The 19,681-nt window shown below is 37.5% G+C and carries 16 protein-coding genes and 1 pseudogene; 11 read left to right on the top strand and 6 right to left on the bottom strand.

The annotated features are described in order from the left end of the window. The 6 genes from BFM96_RS09905 (at position 1) to BFM96_RS10990 (ending at position 9,144) form a co-directional block, all read left to right on the top strand. Positions 1-3,270, top strand: coding sequence for a DEAD/DEAH box helicase family protein (locus BFM96_RS09905; protein WP_068993672.1), 3,270 nt, complete (start codon positions 1-3; stop codon positions 3,268-3,270). Between the two features lie 344 nt (positions 3,271-3,614). Continuing rightward, positions 3,615-4,871 (top strand): ISL3 family transposase, encoded by a 1,257-nt coding sequence (locus BFM96_RS09900; RefSeq protein ID WP_068990592.1) that lies wholly within the window; start codon positions 3,615-3,617, stop codon positions 4,869-4,871. Next, positions 4,865-5,014 carry a putative holin-like toxin gene (locus BFM96_RS10995; protein ID WP_083201790.1) on the top strand — a complete coding sequence of 50 codons (150 nt, stop codon included), beginning with the start codon at positions 4,865-4,867 and terminating at the stop codon, positions 5,012-5,014. Before BFM96_RS09900 ends, BFM96_RS10995 begins: the two co-directional genes overlap by 7 nt. An 823-nt stretch (positions 5,015-5,837) precedes the next feature. Further along, the gene (locus tag BFM96_RS09895; RefSeq protein ID WP_068993669.1) at positions 5,838-7,367 is read left to right on the top strand and encodes a serine/threonine-protein kinase; all 1,530 of its coding nucleotides are present in this window, start codon (positions 5,838-5,840) and stop codon (positions 7,365-7,367) included. A gap of 133 nt (positions 7,368-7,500) precedes the next feature. Further along, the gene (locus BFM96_RS09890; protein WP_068993668.1) at positions 7,501-8,616 is read left to right on the top strand and encodes a recombinase family protein; all 1,116 of its coding nucleotides are present in this window, start codon (positions 7,501-7,503) and stop codon (positions 8,614-8,616) included. Between the two features lie 15 nt (positions 8,617-8,631). Continuing rightward, positions 8,632-9,144 (top strand): hypothetical protein, encoded by a 513-nt coding sequence (locus tag BFM96_RS10990; RefSeq protein WP_223245862.1) that lies wholly within the window; start codon positions 8,632-8,634, stop codon positions 9,142-9,144. On the opposite strand, the gene BFM96_RS09885 is transcribed toward BFM96_RS10990, so the two are convergent. The 4 genes and pseudogenes from BFM96_RS09885 to BFM96_RS09870 form a co-directional block, all read right to left on the bottom strand. After that, a protein-coding gene (locus BFM96_RS09885; RefSeq protein WP_145939729.1) for an IS3 family transposase occupies positions 9,028-10,133 on the bottom strand; the annotation gives its coding sequence in 2 pieces (ribosomal slippage) (positions 9,028-9,857 and positions 9,857-10,133; 1,107 coding nt in all). The genes BFM96_RS10990 and BFM96_RS09885 overlap by 117 nt on opposite strands. 75 nt (positions 10,134-10,208) lie before the next feature. Next, on the bottom strand, positions 10,209-10,334 hold the full coding sequence (locus BFM96_RS11475) for a hypothetical protein (protein WP_262981926.1): 126 nt from the start codon (positions 10,332-10,334) through the stop codon (positions 10,209-10,211). Beyond that, complete coding sequence (locus BFM96_RS09875) at positions 10,324-10,548, bottom strand: hypothetical protein (RefSeq protein WP_068993661.1); 225 nt, start codon at positions 10,546-10,548, stop codon at positions 10,324-10,326. The genes BFM96_RS11475 and BFM96_RS09875 overlap by 11 nt, the downstream gene beginning before the upstream one ends. Positions 10,549-10,550: 2 nt before the next feature. Then, positions 10,551-11,248: pseudogene (locus BFM96_RS09870) on the bottom strand (XRE family transcriptional regulator). A gap of 229 nt (positions 11,249-11,477) precedes the next feature. On the opposite strand from BFM96_RS09870, the gene dcm reads away from it, so the two are divergent. Beyond that, positions 11,478-12,932 carry a DNA (cytosine-5-)-methyltransferase gene (gene dcm / locus BFM96_RS09865; RefSeq protein ID WP_083201789.1) on the top strand — a complete coding sequence of 485 codons (1,455 nt, stop codon included), beginning with the start codon at positions 11,478-11,480 and terminating at the stop codon, positions 12,930-12,932. A gap of 128 nt (positions 12,933-13,060) precedes the next feature. Here dcm and BFM96_RS09860 read toward each other — a convergent pair whose 3' ends face one another. Together BFM96_RS09860 and BFM96_RS09855 are read right to left on the bottom strand one after the other, a co-directional pair. Continuing rightward, on the bottom strand, positions 13,061-13,726 hold the full coding sequence (locus BFM96_RS09860) for an NgoBV family restriction endonuclease (protein ID WP_068994319.1): 666 nt from the start codon (positions 13,724-13,726) through the stop codon (positions 13,061-13,063). A 19-nt stretch (positions 13,727-13,745) separates the two neighbouring features. After that, the gene (locus BFM96_RS09855; RefSeq protein ID WP_068993657.1) at positions 13,746-14,441 is read right to left on the bottom strand and encodes a hypothetical protein; all 696 of its coding nucleotides are present in this window, start codon (positions 14,439-14,441) and stop codon (positions 13,746-13,748) included. A 203-nt stretch (positions 14,442-14,644) separates the two neighbouring features. On the opposite strand from BFM96_RS09855, the gene BFM96_RS11410 reads away from it, so the two are divergent. The 4 genes from BFM96_RS11410 to BFM96_RS09835 are packed head-to-tail and all read left to right on the top strand — an operon-like array spanning position 14,645 to position 19,529. Beyond that, positions 14,645-15,784, top strand: a complete 1,140-nt coding sequence (locus tag BFM96_RS11410; protein WP_068993654.1) for an ImmA/IrrE family metallo-endopeptidase — start codon at positions 14,645-14,647, stop codon at positions 15,782-15,784. Then, positions 15,738-16,592 carry a helix-turn-helix domain-containing protein gene (locus BFM96_RS11405; RefSeq protein ID WP_223245861.1) on the top strand — a complete coding sequence of 285 codons (855 nt, stop codon included), beginning with the start codon at positions 15,738-15,740 and terminating at the stop codon, positions 16,590-16,592. Before BFM96_RS11410 ends, BFM96_RS11405 begins: the two co-directional genes overlap by 47 nt. 5 nt (positions 16,593-16,597) lie before the next feature. Then, entirely contained in the window at positions 16,598-19,318 is a 2,721-nt protein-coding gene (locus BFM96_RS09840; RefSeq protein WP_223245860.1) for an RHS repeat-associated core domain-containing protein, read from the top strand. Between the two features lie 4 nt (positions 19,319-19,322). After that, a complete protein-coding gene (locus BFM96_RS09835) occupies positions 19,323-19,529 on the top strand; it encodes a hypothetical protein (RefSeq protein WP_068993647.1) in 207 nt (68 codons plus the stop codon). Positions 19,530-19,681: the final 152 nt, after the last annotated feature.

The raw sequence follows: 19,681 nt of genomic DNA, 5'->3' as shown, positions 1-19,681 counted from the left end.
ATGGTTAAGATTCAAACTTCAAAAGAAATCAGACCCAAAATCTATGCCTACACCACACCTAAAAATCTTGACAATGATGGGTGGATCAAGATTGGCTATACGGAGCGTGAGGTAGAAAAGCGAATTAAGGAACAAACCCACACGGCGCATGTGACAACCGATATTCTCTGGTCTGAAAAGGCGGAGTATCTGACAGAACCTGATAAAGGGAAGACGTTTAAGGACCATGATTTTCACCAATTTCTCAAATTTCACAAGGTAGAGCGTCGTCCGAGGACGGAGTGGTTTTACTTTAATGGTCATCCTGATAAAGCCAAGCAGTTATTTGATAAATTCGTCGTGCACGATGTGTCCGATTATCAACCTGGACAGGGACAAGAGTACGTTTTGAGGCAGGAGCAAGAAGAGGCCGTCACAAAGACTGCAGCCTACATGGTCAAGCACCCTTCTGGTAAGTTTCTCTGGAATGCGAAACCTCGCTTTGGAAAGACCTTAGCTACCTATGATTTGATTTGTCGGACACAGGCGACAAATGTTTTGATTGTGACCAACCGTCCAGCGATTGCCAATTCATGGTTTGATGATTTTGAGACATTTATCGCTGGAAAAACGCATTATAAGTTTGTTTCTGAGTCAGATAGTCTGAAAGACCGTCCTGTATTGAGCCGAAAAGACTATACGGACTATTTAAAATCTCACTTAGATGAAACTGAGGAGCTAGGGCAAATTGCATTTTTGAGTTTGCAAGACTTGAAAGGCTCAATCTTTTTTGGGGGCAATTACACTAAACTCAAGTGGGTAACCGATACGACTTGGGATTTACTGGTTATTGATGAGGCGCATGAAGGAGTTGATACCTTTAAGACAGATACAGCTTTCCAACAGATTAAGAGAAATTTCACCTTGCACTTGTCAGGGACACCATTTAAGGCGTTGGCAAAGGGAGATTTCACTGCTGAGCAAATTTTCAATTGGTCTTATGCAGATGAACAGAAAGCCAAAAGTAGGTGGTTAAAAGAAGTCGAGCAAGAAAACCTCTATGAAAATCTGCCTCAACTCAATATGTTTACCTACCAGATGTCGAATATGATTGGTGAGCAATTAGAAGACGGAGTGCAGATGGATGGTGGCAACATTGATTTTGCCTTTGATTTAAATGAGTTTTTTGCGACCAATGAATCCGGTCAGTTTATCTATGAGCAAGCCGTTAAAAATTGGTTAGATACCCTGAGTACGAACGAAAAATATCCATTTTCAACCAGGGAACTCAGAAATGAGTTAAAGCATACCTTTTGGCTCTTAGACCGTGTCGCTTCTGCAAAAGCTCTAAAGACATTATTGGAAGAACATCCCATTTATGAAAACTATCAGATTGTCTTAGCAGCTGGAGATGGGAAAATGTCAGAAGATGATGACCGTGCCAAGTTGAAATCATTAGACGCAGTGCGCAAGGCTATTCAATCAAATGACAAGACGATTACGCTATCTGTGGGGCAATTAACGACTGGTGTGACGATTCCAGAATGGTCAGCTGTTCTAATGTTGTCGAATATCAAGTCACCAGCTCTCTACATGCAGGCAGCCTTTCGGGCTCAAAATCCTCATAGCTGGACAGATAGCAAGGGCAATCATTACCGTAAAGAAAATGCCTATGTCTTTGACTTTGCCCCTGAGCGCACCCTGATTCTCTTTGATGAGTTTGCGAATAACTTGTCCTTAGCGACAGTATCCGGTGGAGGGACAAGTACCACTAGAGAAGATAATATCCGCGAACTCTTGAATTTCTTCCCAGTTATCGCTGAAGACCGAGAAGGGAAGATGGTTGAAATTGATGCTAAGGCTGTTCTCACGATCCCTCGCCAGATTAAGGCGGCAGAAGTTCTCAAACGAGGCTTTATGTCTAATCTCCTTTTTGATAACATTGCAGGTATTTTTAGAGCGTCTCAAACGGTTCTTGATATTTTGGACCAATTACCAGTTGCTGAAAATGGGAAAATGGCTACTAGTTCAGAGAACGACTTTTTAGACTTTTCGCATGTTACCGTCGATGAAAATGGAGAAGCGGTAGTCGATACAACGATTGTCATCAACCAGCAAGGAAAACTATTTGGTGAAAAGATCTATGGCCTAGGAGAATCTGTATCCACTGTGCTGGCAGAAGCAGAAGATCCTTCTAAAGCTAATTTCGTTACGCAAGTAACCAAGGCTGTAGCCCCTGTTTTGATGGATGAACTAAGAGCTGAGTATGGATTGAAATCGAAAGAAACAAAGGTGATAGAGACTCAGATTAAGGAAACTCTGGACAATCAAGTGAAGCGTCATGAGATGGAGCGCCAAATCGCTGAAGCACATATTCAAGAAGAATTTAAAGAACGCCTTCATCAGACAGAGGATAAAACGGAGCAAGAAAATCTAAAAGCCGACCTTGCCGAAAAAATAATCGAAACAAGGCAGGCCTTTAAGACGAAGCTGGAAGAAAATCTGAAAGAAACAGTCACTCGATTACCCGAAACTTTAATTGAACAATTAGAGGTTAAGAAGGTAGAAAAAGCTAGAGATGTAGCAGAAGATGAAATTCGTGGACATTTGCGAGGATTTGCAAGAACAATTCCTAGTTTCATCATGGCCTATGGTGATGAGAAACTCAATTTGCAGAATTTCGATACCTATGTGCCTGAGTCTGTCTTTTACGAAGTGACAGGCATCACGACAGAACAGTTTCGTTATCTGCGAGATGGAGGTCAGGATTTTGATGGACATCTTTTTGATACTGCAACATTTGATGAGGCCATTCAGGAATTTCTTCGTAAAAAAGCTGAGCTAGCAGATTATTTCAAAGATAATCAGGAGGATATTTTTGACTATATTCCTCCTCAAAAGACCAACCAAATCTTTACTCCAAAACGTGTGGTAAAGAAGATGGTGGATGACCTCGAAAAAGAAAATCCAGGGATTTTTGATGACCCAGACAAGACTTTTATAGACCTCTACATGAAATCTGGGCTCTATATTACTGAAATTGTGAAACGATTGTATAATAGCGAGGGCTTGATTTCTGCCTTTCCAGATGAATCCCATCGCTTAAAGCATATCTTAGAACAGCAAGTTTATGGATTCGCACCGACGGAAATTATCTATAACATTGCAACCAATTTTATCTTTGGTCATTATGCACAGGATATTAGTCGGAAGAATTTTGTACTATGTGACACCGTTCCAGCAGCGAAGGAAGGAAAAATCCAAGAATTAGTGGATTACTATTTTGGATAGCATTCGTCAAGAGTGGTTGGGAAATCATTATGTGATTTTCTCATCACTCTTTATTTTTATATTTAGTACTAGACTGAAACAGGTAGTTTCATTCTATCGACTTTTGTAGTATAATATTGTTTGTAGAAAAGTGAAGACGGTGGCTCCTGAATCCGAAAGAGAGGTGATGTCTATGGGCAATTCATCAAAATCTGACGGAAAGGAGGGAGCACTCTTTTGAGGCTCTATAATATCTGTAGTGGGTAAATCCACTGTGGAGATTATGGAGCCTTTTTCAGTGTAGAAAAAAAGTCCCATATGACCTATAATGAAAAGCGACAAAAATATCATTTAGAAAGACTCATATGGAACAACTAAATCTTATCACAAATTTTCTCAAAATGAAAGACAAAAATATCACGATCACTAATGAATGCGACATGGGAACACACTTAGAACTCCACGGTCACTTGGATTACACAGCCCCTAAATGCCCTTCCTGCAAGGGACAAATGGCTAAGTACGACTTCCAGAAAGCCTCTAAAATCCCCTACTTAGAAACTGCTGGCTACCCGCTACTTATCCGCCTTCGAAAGCGTCGTTTCAAATGCAAGGAATGTGGGAAAATAGCGGTCGCTGAAACTCCTATTGTTAAGAAAAACCATCAAATCTCTGTCGCTGTCAACCAGAAAATCGCACAATTACTCATCGAAAAGCAAGCAATGACACATATCGCACACAGACTTTCCATTTCTACATCTACAGTTATTCGAAAACTCAACGAGTTTAAGTTTGAAACGGAGTGGTCTAAGCTTCCAGAAGTCATGTCTTGGGATGAGTATGCCTTCAAGAAAGGGAAAATGAGCTTTATCGCTCAAGATTTCAACTCCCTAAATGTCATCGCTATCCTTGATGGAAGAACGCAAGCAACCATCCGAAATCACTTTCTGAGATACCCTAGACAGGTCAGAAACCGCGTTAAATTCATCACTATGGACATGTTTAGCCCTTACTATCAACTAGCCAAACAACTTTTTCCTCATGCTAAAATCGTGCTTGATCGTTTCCACGTTGTGCAACATCTCAGCCGTGCTATGAACCGTGTCCGTACCCAAATCATGAATGCTTTTGACCGCAAATCGCATGAATACAAGACGCTCAAACGCTACTGGAAATTGATACAACAGGACAGTCGAAAACTCAGTGACAAGCGGTTTTACCGCCCGACCTTTCGGATGCATTTGACCAATAAGGAGATTGTCGCTAAACTGCTCGGCTATTCTCAAGAACTGAGAGAACACTACGAGCTCTATCAACTACTGCTTTTTCACTTCCAGGAGAAGCAAGCTGACCAGTTTTTTGGACTTATCCAAGACACTCGGCAGACTGTCGACCCGATTTTCCAGACCGTATTTAATACCTTTTTGAAGGACAAGGATAAGATTCTCAACGCCATGGAATTGCCTTACTCAAATGCCAAACTTGAGGCGACGAATAATCTCATCAAAGTCATCAAACGCAATGCCTTTGGCTTTCGAAACTTTGAAAACTTTAAAAAGCGGATTTTCATTGCTTTAAACATAAAACGAGAGAAGACCAATTTGGTCCTCTCTAGGTGTTAGCTTTTCATCTACCCACTACAGTTGACAAAGAGCCTCTTTTGACCGCTTTTGAAGTTGTACAAACTATCTTAAGTTTTGGTAGCTTTACCATTACTTTGATTGGCTTGTGCTATAAAATCTTCAAAGATAAGGACAAAAAATAAATCCGTCCCCACTTTTGACTAGGTTGGACGGATTTAATCTGTAAAACGAGTCACCGTCTTAAACGGTTCTACATTGGAGTTGAGTTCCCGCTCAGCTCCTTTTTCTATTTCATTATACCATATTCTGTCATTATTTCAAGTAATCATATCATTTTTCAGTTTGATGGAGACATCAGGTTTTTTCTTATATAGTAGAGAAGTATTGGAGTGAAAGTTGAAGGTGAAGGTGAATCTCTAAAAGTGATAGCTTAAGTAGAGGGTGATATATTTCTATAAAACTGAGGGGGAACTAGCTATTTTATCTCATTCTTTATTTTTTGAAAAAATGAAAGCTAGAAAATGGCTGATGTATGTATACCTAGGGCGGATAAGCTATTTATAAAATAGGAAATTTTCTTTGTGTAATGTGGTATAATGATACTTGAATTGTTCTATTATGCACACCCTTTTTACCGCCTTGCACACCCCTAGAAAGGAAAAACTTAAAATTGTATTACAAATTTCTATTATTCGAAATAAGAAGAAGTTAATTGATACAATTTAACGTAATAAAAGCCTTGAAATCAGCCTGTTTCAAGGCTTTTTTGCAGTTATTGGTGGAAACTAGAAACTCTCATGGAATGGTAGTCCGACTTTTATGTCTGCAAAAAATCTAAACGTTAAAAAGTATCAAATCGTTAGAAAGTATCTTTTTCTATTATGAACATCAGTAAAAACTTTTTTAAGAACTTTATTTAAAAAGGTAAGATATGATAACAGTAGTACATCCTTTATGGTATACTATTTATAGAGAAATTCGTATAGTTAGGAGAGACTATAACTTATGTCTAAAGAGTACATAGAAAAAGAAGTTCTTCCGAAATTAAGAATAGATTGCCAAAGTGGGGTATTATTGTATGATGAATGCCCTTTTCAATTGGATAACGGCCTTTATCCTTTTCATAATTTAGAATTCATAGCTCAATTATCTTATGGAGCAAACGGAATTACATACAGAGTTTTACATAAAATGTTAGGTATTGAGCAACTAGTGAAACTATATTTTTTTACAGATCATATTTCTAAGGAAAAAGCATTGACAGAGTCAATTAAGAATAGTACTTTGAATCTGGCAGATTCAATTGCTAGAGTACATGACCTTGGTATTTTGAGTCAACCAGTTGAAGTGGTTTATTCAATAATGGAATTTGTAGGAAACTCAATGACTCTGAAAGATTATTTAGATAATAGAACTTCTTTCTGGAATATTTTATCTGAACTTTCACCTGGTGAGGAATTACTTCAATATAACTCAATTTTTGGCCCCTTGTTTCAAGAATCTATTAATATATCAGTCTACTTTCTCAGAGGGATTTCGTATTTAATTAAAAGCAATATTCGACATGGTGACTTGCATCTTGATAATATACTGATATGTAACTCTCTATTTTCAAGTAACTTATTAGAGGATATTGAAAAATATAAGTCAGTTACGAGTTCCGACTCTAAGTCAGTCGATACGGGAATAAGGTTTATAAAGGATAAATTAAAACATTATTATTCAAATTATTTTGGGACAGAAATAAATGTGGGCATTATTGGTGAAGATAGCCTTTCTGTTAAATTAATTGATTTAGGTGCTAGTCATGTAAAACCAAGTACGATAGAAAAGACAAATCAGAGAGATACATGGTTCATTTATAACACTATTAGTGAGCTGTTACAACCTTTTTTTGAAGCTAAAGGTCAAATGAATGGACTTATGGAATTCGCATTTTTTAAAAAAATAAAGTTGTATGGTCAAGTAAAAAAACTAGAATACCACTTTCCCCTAGAGAATTATTCACCAGAAACTGGGGGGGATTATATCTCGAATTCAGATAAAGTTATAAAAATTCGGGATGGGAAATGCGTAGGTATAGATGATTTGATTTTTGAGGAACTTCTTGAAAATCGTGAGATTTTCCAAAACCGACAAGTTATTCCTTATTTAATGCAACATGAGAATGTTGATAAAGATCTGATGTTCAGTAATAAAAAATGCTATAATGGTCAGATTCCATATCAGATGCTAGCTGCTGAACTATTTAAGGTTCTAGGGATAGTCAACACCGTATACGGTACAATTTTTAATAGTAAGACACCTAACATTGATGATAGACTAGAACAAGAAATATTTAATATTATCTATTTTGGTACTTTGGGAGAGGAAGGAGAAGTATTGTATAATAATTTTGTGATTTCACCGCTTTTTGATTATAAGTTCCATGAGGCTGGTAATTTATTACTTAGACCGAACTCTAGAGGTAAAATTTGGTCAAATAATCTTCTATTTGACTATCCTCGCTTGTATAATTTCTTAAAAAATTATTGATAATTCACTAAATTCAATAATAAGTCTAGATAGCAATTTTGCTATCTTTTTTGCTTTACAGTGATTATTTTTGTACCAACGTCCTGTTAGATATAATTGTAGATGTAGATTTCTGGAAAGGAGGTAAACTACTATGGTAAGAAGGAATACTAGAAAGACAACTCGTCAGCAAGAACGGATTCGTGAAGCTTTTGAGAATGAACGTGTTGTTGAAATTATTCCAGCTAAAAGTGAATATACTGATATAAAGACGAAAAAACTGCGTGTGGCAGCCTATTGTCGTGTCAGTACTTTTGATGAATCTCAATCTGGGAGTTTTGAACTTCAAAAGCAGACCTATACCCAGAAAATAAATAACAACCCAGAATGGAAGTTAGCTGGAATATATGCAGACCAAGGTGCTTCTGGAACAACCATCAAAAAGCGTGAACAATTCTTACAGATGCTTGAAGATTGTAGAGCAGGTAATATCGACTTGATAATCGTAAAGAGTGTCAGTCGCTTTGCTCGTAATCAACTAGACTTCATCGGCATATACCGTGAGCTGAAGACTTTACCAAATCCTGTTGGCATATACATAGAGGATATTAACCTCAATACACTTGATACCAACAGTGAATTCATTTTAGGGGTTATGTCTATCGTGGCTCAAGGTGAGAGTGAGCAAAAAAGTGCGTCAATAACATGGTCTGTTATCGAAAGGTTTAAGCGTGGTATCCCAATCATTCCAACACATAATTTGTTGGGATATACCAAAGACCAATATGGTCGTATCATCATTGATGATTCAGAAGCTAAAATTGTGAAGTTCATTTATGGCTCCTATATCGATGGTATGTCTGCACGAGAGATTGCTGAATCATTGATGAAAAATAAGATACCCACGGTTACTGGGCTGGATACTTGGTCAAACCTAGCTATCTACAATATACTCAAAAACGAGAAGTATAAGGGTGAAATCATCATGCAGAAGACTTTTACGGTCGATTGTTTCAGCCATAAGTCTCGCAAGAACAATGGTGAGAAACCCAAGTACCGTCTTAAAAATGGAATTCCCTCTATCATACCAGATTCTAGATGGGAGCTAGTGCAGCAATTACTTAAACATCCAAGAAGAAAATCGAAATCTACAACTAAAGTAAATGCTCCTAAACTCTACATCAAGAAAATCAAGTCTGGTATGTTGAGGGATTTTATTGTGCTTGATTCCAGTTGGAAGTCCAAAGACATTTATAATATATTCAAATAAGAAAGAGGAACCAATATGCGTTTTAAAGATTTTAACCTAGAAGTAGTAACAGTTGAACGTGCTTCATTTGAGTACACAATGACAATCAATAAGAATTTTATTACCTTCAGTAAGGGGATTGTTCAAGAATTAGATTACCCTGCCCATGTGTTGATTGCTTTTAATAAGGACACTCAAGTGATGGGGCTACAAGTTTGTCGTGCTAAAACTCGTGGTTCATTCAAGTTTTCTAAGCCAGAGAGTGAGCAGAAAGGTATTGTTCAAATTATGAACAAAAACCTAAGAGAGACATTGATGCATATCATGCCAGAGTGGAATGAAACCAAACACTATAAAGTGGATGGTATTCATATCCCAGAGGATAAGGTGAAAAGGCAACAGTTTTCTGTACAGTCTTATAAAGTGTTTTTCTTAAGCGGTACCTCGCTTAGCTATGGGAGTTTGGTAATTGAGACTACCGTGAATGCGATGATGGTTCCACCAGTGGACATAGTCTCTTGTCTTGATGGCCAGTTCTTCCAGTGTTGAAAATTGTTCTTGATAAACAAACTCAATCTTGAAAGCACGGTAGGTGCTTTCAGCCACGGCATTGTCATAAGGGCAACCAGCTTGACTAAGAGAACGGGTGATACCAAAGGCCACTAGCATCTCATCAATCAGCTGATTATCGAACTCCTTGCCACGGTCAGAATGAAAAAGATTGACCTTGGTTAAAGCATAAGGGATACTCTGAATTGCTTGCTTTACCAGATCTGCGGTCTTCTGCCAACCGACTGATAGGCCAATGATTTCTCGATTAAAGAGGTCGATGATGAGACAAACGTAAGCCCAACGCTGGTCCATACGAACATAGGTCAAGTCCGTGACAAGGGATTCTAAAGGCTTGTGTTGATCGAATTGTCGATCTAAGAGATTAGGAATGGGAGCTTCGTTCTTCCCTTTAGAACGAGGCTTGAAGACAGCTTTCTGGTAAACAGAGACCAAATTTAGGCGCTTCATGATGCGCCGAATCCGTCGGCGAGACAAGCAGATGCCTTCAGCTTCCAGGCATTTCTTGATTTTCCTAGCCCCGTATCTGGACTTGCTTTCAGAGAAAATGTTTCTAACCTTTCCTTCAATCTCTGCTTCAGATACAGGTTCAACGGCTTTGTAATAATAGCTAGAACGCGGGATATTTAAGCAACGGCACATGTCTACAATTTTGTATTTATCTTTATTAGCGGTGATTACTTCCCTTTTTGCGCCATAATCACCGCTGCTTGCTTTAAGATGTCAACCTGCATTTCAAGCTCTTTGTTTCGTTTTCTGAGGGCAATCAGCTCGCGCTGTTCAGCAGTAAGGTTATCAACGGTCTTAAACGATCCAGTTGTTTTGGATTGTTTCACCCACTTATCGAAGGTTGAAGGGGTTAGCTCATATTCTCTGATGAGCTCACTACGCTTTTTCCCTGCTTGGTAAAGGTCAACGATTTGTTTTTTGAAATCATCCGTGAAGTGACGACGTGGTTTTCTAGACATAAGGGATTCCTCTTTTTTAGTTCAGTGTAGAACACTTTATAATTTTTGTCTAGTTTAGTGTAACCTATTCATCACCTACCTTTTCATTTTTTCAAGTTCATCAACAAGTGTTTGAATGTGGTCAGTGATATCGTATTCCTTAAGATAGGGTTTCATATATATTCTTCCATCTTTTAGGTAAATAATATCATCAACTTCCATTGTTTTCCTCCACATCTGCCATAGCAATAAGAATGGCATCTTCAATTAAGAAACCATAAGGGTGAATAGTAGCGTTCTCGTCTGAAGGTAGAAGAATCTCATGGAAACCTTCATTTTCAAGACGTTCCTCGAAGTTCTTCATATCAAAGATTTCAACCTTACAGTCTGGGTTGTAACCATAGGTTCCGAGTTCAAGAATATCTTTAAGTTTCATCACTATCCACCAACTACTGGCATAAAGTGGCCAATGACTTTACCAACAATACGAAATTCATCTTCAGCATAAGCATATTTGTCAGCATACTTATCATTGATGGAAACAATGCGATAGTGGTCATCTTCCTTGTAGACTTTCTTAATGAAGGTTTGACCATTTAGATAGATAGCATAAACAGCCCCACTATAATCAAATCCTGTTTCATTGATAAGAGCAACCTCATCATCAGAGTACTTAGGCAACATTGAGTCACCGTGAATATAGGCAGCAATGTCATAATTGTGATCTTTCTCAGAATAGACAGTTTCATACTCGTATTCATCATAGTAGTTGCACCTAGACCAGCTGAAAGAGGCACGTCTTTAAGAACACGCACTGAAAAGAGTGGAATGACTTTAGATTCAGACTCTTTCTTAATCTGTTTGGCGAGTAAATTCTCTACAAACTTGTCAGCAAGAACCTGATTAGTTTCATTAAGCTGAAGGTAGTTAGTCACGATATAATATTCAGATTCAAAGTAACTAGGCTCGACATCTAAAATTTCCGAAAGCAGCAGTAGTTTTTTTTGGTTTGGTGTTGAACGGCCAGACTCCCAGCTATTGTATGAAGAACGGTTGACACCTAGCTGAGTTGCAATTTCAGTCTGAGATAATAGCTTACTTTCTCTTCTTTTCTTGAGATAGTTACCTGAAAACATGGTATAACACCCCTTTTTGTTGTTTTATAAAACAACAAAATTATATCAGATTATTTAAAATTTACAAGAAATATTTCGACAATAGAGTTTATTATAAGATAAAGTAGTTGAAAGTTGTATAATCGTTCTTCTAAATTTTAGTTTTACATTTCTCGAAAAATGGGATTTTAAAAACTTGAAAAAACAATGCTCTAATGGTAAAATGTAATTAGAAATGGAGGATTTCACTATGCATGGTGGCGTTCGAGAGGGTGCTGGTAGAAAAGCACAGGAAAATAAGAGAAGACCTTATACAGTATATTTAAGTGAGGAGGAGGTGAGTATTATTGACAACTTGCCACTTCCAAATAGTTCCAATTTTTCTCAAAAATGCAGAGAGTTAATCAGCATTGGAGTAGAAAATATTCATGAAACTTTACATACTAAATCAAATGAAGTAAGGTTTATAGATTTGTTTAGTGGCCTTGGCGGGATTCGAATAGGCTTTGAGCAGGCTCTATCAGAGTTCGGGCTTGTGGGAAAGTGTGTGTTTTCAAGCGATATAAAGCCTGCTGCGATCAAAGCATACGAATCAAATTTTGGACATAACCCGCAGTGTGATGTTACTAAAATTTCCCCCTCAAGTATACCTAATTTCGATTTTCTTTTAGCAGGATTTCCTTGCCAAGCCTTTTCACAAGCTGGTTTAGGTTTAGGTTTTCAAGATACAAGAGGAACATTATTTTTTGATATAGCTAAAATTTTACTAGAGAAGCAGCCTGTAGGTTTTGTGTTAGAAAATGTAGAAGGCTTGGTTAGCCATGATAAAGGAAATACTTTCAAAGTTATTACTAGAACTTTATCAGATCTTGGATATAATATTCAGTACAAAGTACTTAATGGTAAGGATTTTGGATTAGCACAGTCGAGAAAGAGAATTTATATAATTGGTTTAAAAAATAAAAGTGTTGAGCCTTTAACAAATTTTAACTATTCTTCATCAGTTTTAGCTGATATTATTGACATAGATACCCCTCCAGTCAGTTCATCTTTTTCAGAAAAATTGCTAAGTCATTATAAATTAAGTGATGTATATGGAAAAGCTATTAAAGATAAACGTGGGGGAAAAAATAATATTCACAGCTGGGATATAGGACTAAAGGGAGAGATCTCAGAAGAACAATCAGAACTCTTGGAAGTGTTATTGAAGCAAAGACGTAATAAAAAATGGGCTGAGATTATTGGAATTGATTGGATGGATGGTATGCCTTTGACTCAAACAATGATTTCTAGTTTCTATAAACACATGGATCTCGGTACTATGTTGGAAGACTTAGTAGAAAAGGGTTATTTAACATATGAGCATCCTAAAAAATTGGTCAATGGGAAACGAGTACCAGATACTACGCTAGAAAAGGGTTATAATATTGTGACAGGAAAGTTGTCATTTGAATTTACAAAGATATTGTCGCCTTATGATGTGACTCCGACTTTAGTTGCGACAGATGTTCATAAATTAGCAGTACCCGTGGATGGAGGAATTAGATCTCTCACGGTCAAAGAAGGACTCCGACTTTTTGGATTTCCTGAAACTTATAGCTTAGATTTTTTGAAAGCTAGCGAAGCATTTGACTTGTTAGGCAACACCGTTTGTGTACCAGTGATTAAAGAAGTTTCGATTAAATTACTGAAATCCTACTTATAAATTCCACTGATTAAATAAAGTCGCATGAATTCTGACGTCTTAAAACGACGGGATTCATGCGACTTCTTAATTAATAGATTTTTTAAATAATTTTATCTTAAACTTTTAGCTGGCTTTTTCGTGTTGAATTAGAGATAACTCATAACTCTATCATACCATTCTTCAGGAGTAAAAGGTAAGTCGGCTGCTAATTCAAATTCCTTAAATGCATCAGTCACTGCGCTAACAAATTCAAAAATATCAGAGAAATGTTTGTCTTCATTTCTGTAAAAATTACAAGGGCGCATAGCATAAGGAATACCTCGTTTCACCTGTAATCCGATGGAATAATTTCTAGAAGGGTTAGTAATTTCCCAAATATGCTTCAAATAGACTTTTTCAAGTTGAAAACCTTGGGAGAATCCATCGGTAGCTGGACGATAACCAAGAATGAAATAATGAGCGTTTAATTTTCCGGGTTCATTGTAAGTTGTATCAAGGAAACTAAAAAAATTAGCTAAGTCAAACGCAGGTGCATTATTCACATTCCAAGCTTTTACCTCAACATCATAAGAGATACCATCAAAATTTGCCACAAAATCTGGAAATTCTTGAGTATGCTCTCCAGCCTGAATATCGACTCCTAAGAAAGAAAACCAGCTTGGAAGCCATTCTTGAAGACAGTTACCGATAACATCATTGCCAGAGTATACGTGAGTTCTATTAGCAAAGTTGATTGAAATCGCACCACTCTGACCAACTAGTTTTTCGTGCGTTAAACTAAATAATTCCTCAATTGTGTGTATATTTTTCATAGGAGTTCCTTTCATAGTGCTAGGTATGTTTTTTCTTTTTTTTACTTGAAATTAGTAAGTTTATTTTTCTTTTACATTCTAGTAATTCTTTGAGATTCAACTTTTCTAAGTTATTTAGGGTAAGCTGACGAGAGCGGTGTATGTTTGTAAGTGCTAAAGCATTTTTAAAGCTATCTAGTGTTTTAAAATAGTATGTTTGATTATCGAAGTCATTCCAGTTTTTAGGTCGTAAATTCCCATCTTTTAACCTATATTTTAAAATTAACTTGTGTTTGTCTTTATTTTTACCCACAAACTTATAGATGTTGTCTATATAAATATCATCTATTTTAATTATGTTTTGGTTAATTGAGTATTTTAAATAAATACATATAATTCTGTCTCCAAATTCTTTAATATGGGATGGAAAAGAATTTAATGTTCCTAAATCATTAGCTGGGCCACTACTTTTTTTCCCCTCCTTCTCGTAGCAGCCTGATTTATACTCAATAGCAAAGCTGGTATTTTTTAGTGTTAACTCTAAGTCTGGAAAATCATTTTTAGTCTCAGCTCTAATTGCTCTATAAGTAATGTTTTTTTGGGTTAGATATTGTTCTATTAAGTCAGAAATGTCGTCCTCTATATCTTTACCAAATGTACTATATGATGAATAATTACCTTGACTTATCTTAATTGGAAGCTGAGTTAGTAGAAATTTTCTCAAGTTTTTCAACATAAATCTATCTCCTGATTTTAACCAATATAATTATATCACAATTTTTATATCAAAAACAATTAATAATGGACTATGACAAGACACTTCTTGTAAGATTTAAAGCAAAAAATCACTTGTTTCTAATAAAATATGCCATTAGATAAACGACTTCATGCTGAAAATTTTATAGTATAATGGTTTTAAAAAGTTTTTTGGAGGTAAATATGCCAAATATCTCATTTGAAAAATTACTTGAATCTAATTTTTATAACATTATATTTAAAGCAATAGATAGTTTTATCTATTCTAATAAAGCAAGCTTATCAGTTAAGTCACACACTATAATAGACCCGAATTATATGAAACTGGATGATTTTTCTATCAAAAAGGTTTTATCTAGAAAAGTTCAAGATAAATTTATTATTTCAGACCTTCAGGTTATTGCAAACATTGAAATAAAGGGGTACACTAAATATGGTTATGAATCTGACAGTAGTAATATTTGGTTACGAGTCAAAGTTATGTACAAATTAAAACAAGGCATTCATGATTTTAAAATAATGAGCGTTGTCCCATTTGAATCTTCCGATTATGATAGATCTAATTTAGGTTTAAGTCCTGAATTTGTCCCTTATATAAAAGCAAAGGAATTGGATGACATTGCTGAGGAGATACTAAAACAATACTATCCTGATGCACTACAAGTTCCGATGTCACTTCCAATTGATGAGTACCTAGCAAATATTGGATTAACGAAAGTTGAAGGGAGACTAACAAAAGACAGCTCCGTTTTTGGTGAGATGGTATTTAAAGATACCGAAGTTGTATTTTATGATTCGGATATCCCAGAAACTAAGTTGATTAGAAAAAAGACTATTCTTGTAGACCCCGATGTAATTTGTTTACGGAATCAAGGAAGCTATAATAATACGGTTGTTCATGAATCCGTTCACTGGCTACTTCATCGCTATCACAATGAATATAAGATGCTCTTTGATGATAATCACCGTTTGAGTAGTAGTAAAAGTGATAGATCATCATTATCTTCGTCTACTTGGAGTGATTACGATTGGATGGAGTGGCAAGCAAATGGTATTGCTGCTAGAATTTTAATGCCAAAGAAAGCAACTAAGCAGATGGTTCAAGAGTCTTTTGTCAAATACTCATTAGAGTTTGAACAGGAGAAAAAAGCTCTGATGTTTGAACAAGTAATTGATGATCTGGCAGAATTCTTCCAAGTATCACGGTTGGCTGTGAAGATTCGGTTATTACAACTAGGCTATAGTGAATTTGAAGGTACTTACAATTACGTAGGCAATGAATACATCAGAAGTTATGCTTTTGAAGTTGGGGGCATTGAATAAAGGTCAAACGTTCACTATTTCTTTCAATAATGCCTGTATGCTTAATGCGACTAATACTAAATTTAAGGATTTGATGAATACAGAGCGTTTTGTATATGTTGACTCCCACTTTTGTTTGAATAATGAAAAGTATGTAGAGATGGTTGATTTAGGTATTTACCAGATGACTGATTATGGATACGAACATATGGATGAATGCTGTTTAACATTTGATGTTCGATATCAAACCGATGGAACTTTATCGTACAAAGATTTCAACGATTATATTATGTATAGAGGGAGTGATCCCGAACTTAAGATTAAAGTTGATTTTTCAGAATGCCTCATAAGTCAGGAAATACTTGGAAATGTGCCAGAGTATACTGCGGAAGTATATACAAAGATTGCTGAGGTAATGGAACAGCTACCAGGGAATTTTTGTGGGACAATGGTGTATCATCGCAAACGTAGAAATTTCACACGAGAGAAGTTGGAAGAACACTCAACTGTTAGTGTTTCCACTATTCAGCGTATGGAAAACGATAAGGAATACCAAAAGACATTAGGTAGACTTATGGCCATTTGTATTGGCTTAAAATTATATCCTACATTCAGTTTCGACCTTATTGATAAGAGTAATTGTAAGTTTGATGATACCATTGTTTTTCATGGTGTTTACAAAATGTTATTAAGAAACTGCTACCATCTAACTGTCGATGAATGTAACCAAAAACTTAAAGAGATGGGAATTACATTACCAAAGAAACCATCACGCAAGATGGTGAGACTCTTGTCCATAGCTACACCTATGATACGTTGGGCCAAGTAGAGACCATGATGGTATCTACTAAGGCTGGTGAGGAACTCTCTAGCCTCTCTTACACCTATGACCTTGCGGGCAATAAACTCACAAGTACCGAAACGGTAGACGGGAAAGAAGAGAAAACCACCTTTAGCTACGATGACAACAATCGCTTGATCAAGCTAGAAGGTTCAGAAGGCATCATTAGCTACAGCTATGACAAGAATGGCAATCGAATTGCACAAGAAAAGAATAACGAGAAATTAGAGTATATCTACGATACAGAAAACCGTCTCCTTGCCGTGAAGGACAAGGATGGGCTTCTCATGGCAGCCCTCTATGATGGGGATGATAACCGAGTGTTTACCGCTAGTCGTAAGGAAGGTAAGAACACCTATCAGCTCTTTAGAATAAAAGAGAATGATCAAAAGACGACTAACAGTCGCAAATCTCCTAAGACGAGTCCGAACGGTGAGGAAAACTCTCTCTTCTGGTATGGCTTTAGTCAAAATGTTCTTCAAGCCCTGTCTAGTTTCCCACAAACGGTTGGTTCTATCTGGCATAGTATCTTTGACGATGTGTCAAGTGCTTATCACCAAAAGGTCGCAAAAGATAGAGCAACGAAGGATGGGCTTGTCGTTAACCCACCATCTCTCGGCAATCTACCGGGAGAGGGAGATGTGACCTATGCCTCCGAAGTGAAGGATGTCTTGATTCCGTACACCACACGAGAGGATACCTACAAATACTACGAAGAGCATAACTATGTCAATGATGTCAATCGGGAACATACAGAGGTTCTTCAAACCTACGACCATGATTTGAAAGCTCGGGAGACCTATAGCTATGGTCATGGACGAACCTCGTACCTGAACAACCAGACCAACAAATCTTACCAATATCTGACCAACCAGTCAGGGTCAGTGACAGGTCTAACTCAAGACGGTAAGGCCGTTGCTTCAAGTAGCTACCAGCTCTATGGTTCTACTAAGAAGAGCACAGACGAGACAGGCAATCCTTATGCCTACAATGGTGAAGCGAGAGACAGTACAGGACTTGACTATTTACGGGCAAGGTATTATGATAGTCATGCGGGTACCTTCCTGACAGAAGACAGCTACCAAGGTGAAGTAACAGCCCCACTTAGCCAGAACCGCTATGCCTATGTCCATAATAACCCCGTCAACTACACCGACCCAAGTGGGCATTTCTTGAAAGGACTTATCAACGGCGCTAAAAAAGCTTGGAACGGTGTGAAGAACCTTTACAATAGAGCGACAACCTTTGTAGGAAATGTGGCTAAGTCAGCTGTTAATTTTGGTAGAAATGTTGTCAATTGGGTCGGCAATAAGGTAAGCCAAGCAGCTAACTGGGTTGGTACTCAGGTTAACAAGGCTACGAACTGGGCAGCTCAGCAGTGGAATAACTATCAACAACGAGGAGTAAGTTATCAAGCATCGGGACCACAAGCCTATTATCCAAGCGCTTCTTCCTATGCTTCCCAGCAACAAGCGCAGGCTCAAGCGCAAGCTGAGGCACGTCGTCAACAACATATTCGAGATGAATATACCCAAGCTACTGGTCTAAAAACAACTCCGAAAACTCGCGAAGCTCAGAGTATGTTTAGAAACTGGGGTAAGGCACTGAAAGAAATGTACACACATGTTTGTACAACTGCGAAGCGGATAAAAAATGATACCGTTCAATTCCTGAAAAAAGTAGACTGGAAGAAAGTCGGTATTGCGGCAGTAGCGACTGTTGCAGCAGTAGCGGTTACTGTGGCGACAGCAGGAGCAGCAGCACCAGTTGTTGCGGGGCTAGTAGGAGCTACTGGACTAACCGGTTTTGGAGCAGCAGTAGCCACGGGTGTAGCAGTTGGAGCTGTCAGTGGAGCCGCAGGAGGAGGCGTACATGCCTTAACCTCGGGCGTCCTTTCTGGACAGAAGCCAGGTGACATCCTCAACAATACTGTTAATGGTGCTATCAATGGTGCATTCACAGGCGGATTGACAGGTGGCTTACTTGGAGGATTTGGTAGTGCGACTTCATCCGTTGCAAATCCTCTTGCACGTCATGTGGTAGATACTGTGGGTGAAACCGCAACAGATACGATTGTGGATGCGACCCAGGGCGGAAAAGTCACTCCTGGAAGCATTGCGGCTAGCTTTGCGATCAATGCGATTTCAGAAGGTATTTCCGTTCGAGCTTCTAAAGGTCCTAAAGCAGATGTAGCTAAGAATAAGCCCAAGTCTGGGGATGTACCAGTCACGAAACCTCTTAAGGATGTGACACCTGTTCAGCAATTAGCATTGCCTGGGCCGACAAGTAAACCACTTGCATTACCAGAACCTAAATCTACACCTAAGACAGATTTTTATGTAGGACCAGATGGAACTACTTTGCCAGCTACTGGCTATCGTTATATGAATTCTCAATATGCAGATCAGACAGTGAAATCAATGCAGGCACCGGGAGGATATATAGGATTTACAAGATTCGATTCAGCTAAGCAAGTTCAAGATGCCTACCAGATTGCCCCTGATTGGAGTGATACTAAACTTCGTGGTGAATTTGATACTCTACAAATATTTGATAATGTGAGAGTGCCAAGGGCTTATGGCGATAAAGCAGGTGAAACATTAGAACCCTTAACTAAGGTATATCCTGAATTTGGTACAGGAGGTTATCCTCAGTTAATTACAGATAAGGCGAAAAATATTAACTTCAGAGATGTAGCAATAATAGGAGATTGATTTAATGTTGAGTTACACAGAAGCAGAAAATATTCTATTAAATATTTTAAATGACTATATTAATGGAGCCGAAGAAAAAAAAATAATTTTAGATTTAGTTGAATCAGGCTCGTGGAAGGCAGCAATATACGAAATAGATAAAAAAAAATTCAAATCATTAACAAAAAATGATTATCAAAAACTAAAAGATATTTTTGGGCTGTACTGTTAGTTTCTCCAATTTATTTCAAGTAAGTAGAAATATTAAATGTTAAGAAAGTCGCAAGCAGTGCTTGGAATACAGTCAAGACAGTTGCGTCTAATACTTGGAATGCAGTTAAGACAGTTGCGTCTAATATTTGGAATGCAGTTAAGAGTGCAGCC

The organism is Streptococcus himalayensis (genome assembly GCF_001708305.1).
Lineage (GTDB): Bacteria > Bacillota > Bacilli > Lactobacillales > Streptococcaceae > Streptococcus > Streptococcus himalayensis.
Note: the sequence above shows the minus strand (reverse complement) of the source record. Positions and strands in the feature narration are given on the sequence as shown.

Excerpts from the sequence above, each read along its gene's own strand:
- BFM96_RS09860 (WP_068994319.1), bottom strand. The coding sequence starts at position 13,726 with ATGAAAAATATACACACAATTGAGGAATTATTTAGTTTAACGCACGAA.
- BFM96_RS09855 (WP_068993657.1), bottom strand. The coding sequence starts at position 14,441 with ATGTTGAAAAACTTGAGAAAATTTCTACTAACTCAGCTTCCAATTAAG.
- BFM96_RS09840 (WP_223245860.1), top strand. The coding sequence starts at position 16,598 with ATGATGGTATCTACTAAGGCTGGTGAGGAACTCTCTAGCCTCTCTTAC.
- BFM96_RS11475 (WP_262981926.1), bottom strand. The coding sequence starts at position 10,334 with ATGGAAGTTGATGATATTATTTACCTAAAAGATGGAAGAATATATATG.
- BFM96_RS09905 (WP_068993672.1), top strand. The coding sequence starts at position 1 with ATGGTTAAGATTCAAACTTCAAAAGAAATCAGACCCAAAATCTATGCC.
- dcm (WP_083201789.1), top strand. The coding sequence starts at position 11,478 with ATGCATGGTGGCGTTCGAGAGGGTGCTGGTAGAAAAGCACAGGAAAAT.
- BFM96_RS09895 (WP_068993669.1), top strand. The coding sequence starts at position 5,838 with ATGTCTAAAGAGTACATAGAAAAAGAAGTTCTTCCGAAATTAAGAATA.
- BFM96_RS09875 (WP_068993661.1), bottom strand. The coding sequence starts at position 10,548 with ATGAAACTTAAAGATATTCTTGAACTCGGAACCTATGGTTACAACCCA.
- BFM96_RS09835 (WP_068993647.1), top strand. The coding sequence starts at position 19,323 with ATGTTGAGTTACACAGAAGCAGAAAATATTCTATTAAATATTTTAAAT.
- BFM96_RS10990 (WP_223245862.1), top strand. The coding sequence starts at position 8,632 with ATGCGTTTTAAAGATTTTAACCTAGAAGTAGTAACAGTTGAACGTGCT.
- BFM96_RS11405 (WP_223245861.1), top strand. The coding sequence starts at position 15,738 with ATGAATACATCAGAAGTTATGCTTTTGAAGTTGGGGGCATTGAATAAA.
- BFM96_RS09900 (WP_068990592.1), top strand. The coding sequence starts at position 3,615 with ATGGAACAACTAAATCTTATCACAAATTTTCTCAAAATGAAAGACAAA.
- BFM96_RS09890 (WP_068993668.1), top strand. The coding sequence starts at position 7,501 with ATGGTAAGAAGGAATACTAGAAAGACAACTCGTCAGCAAGAACGGATT.
- BFM96_RS11410 (WP_068993654.1), top strand. The coding sequence starts at position 14,645 with ATGCCAAATATCTCATTTGAAAAATTACTTGAATCTAATTTTTATAAC.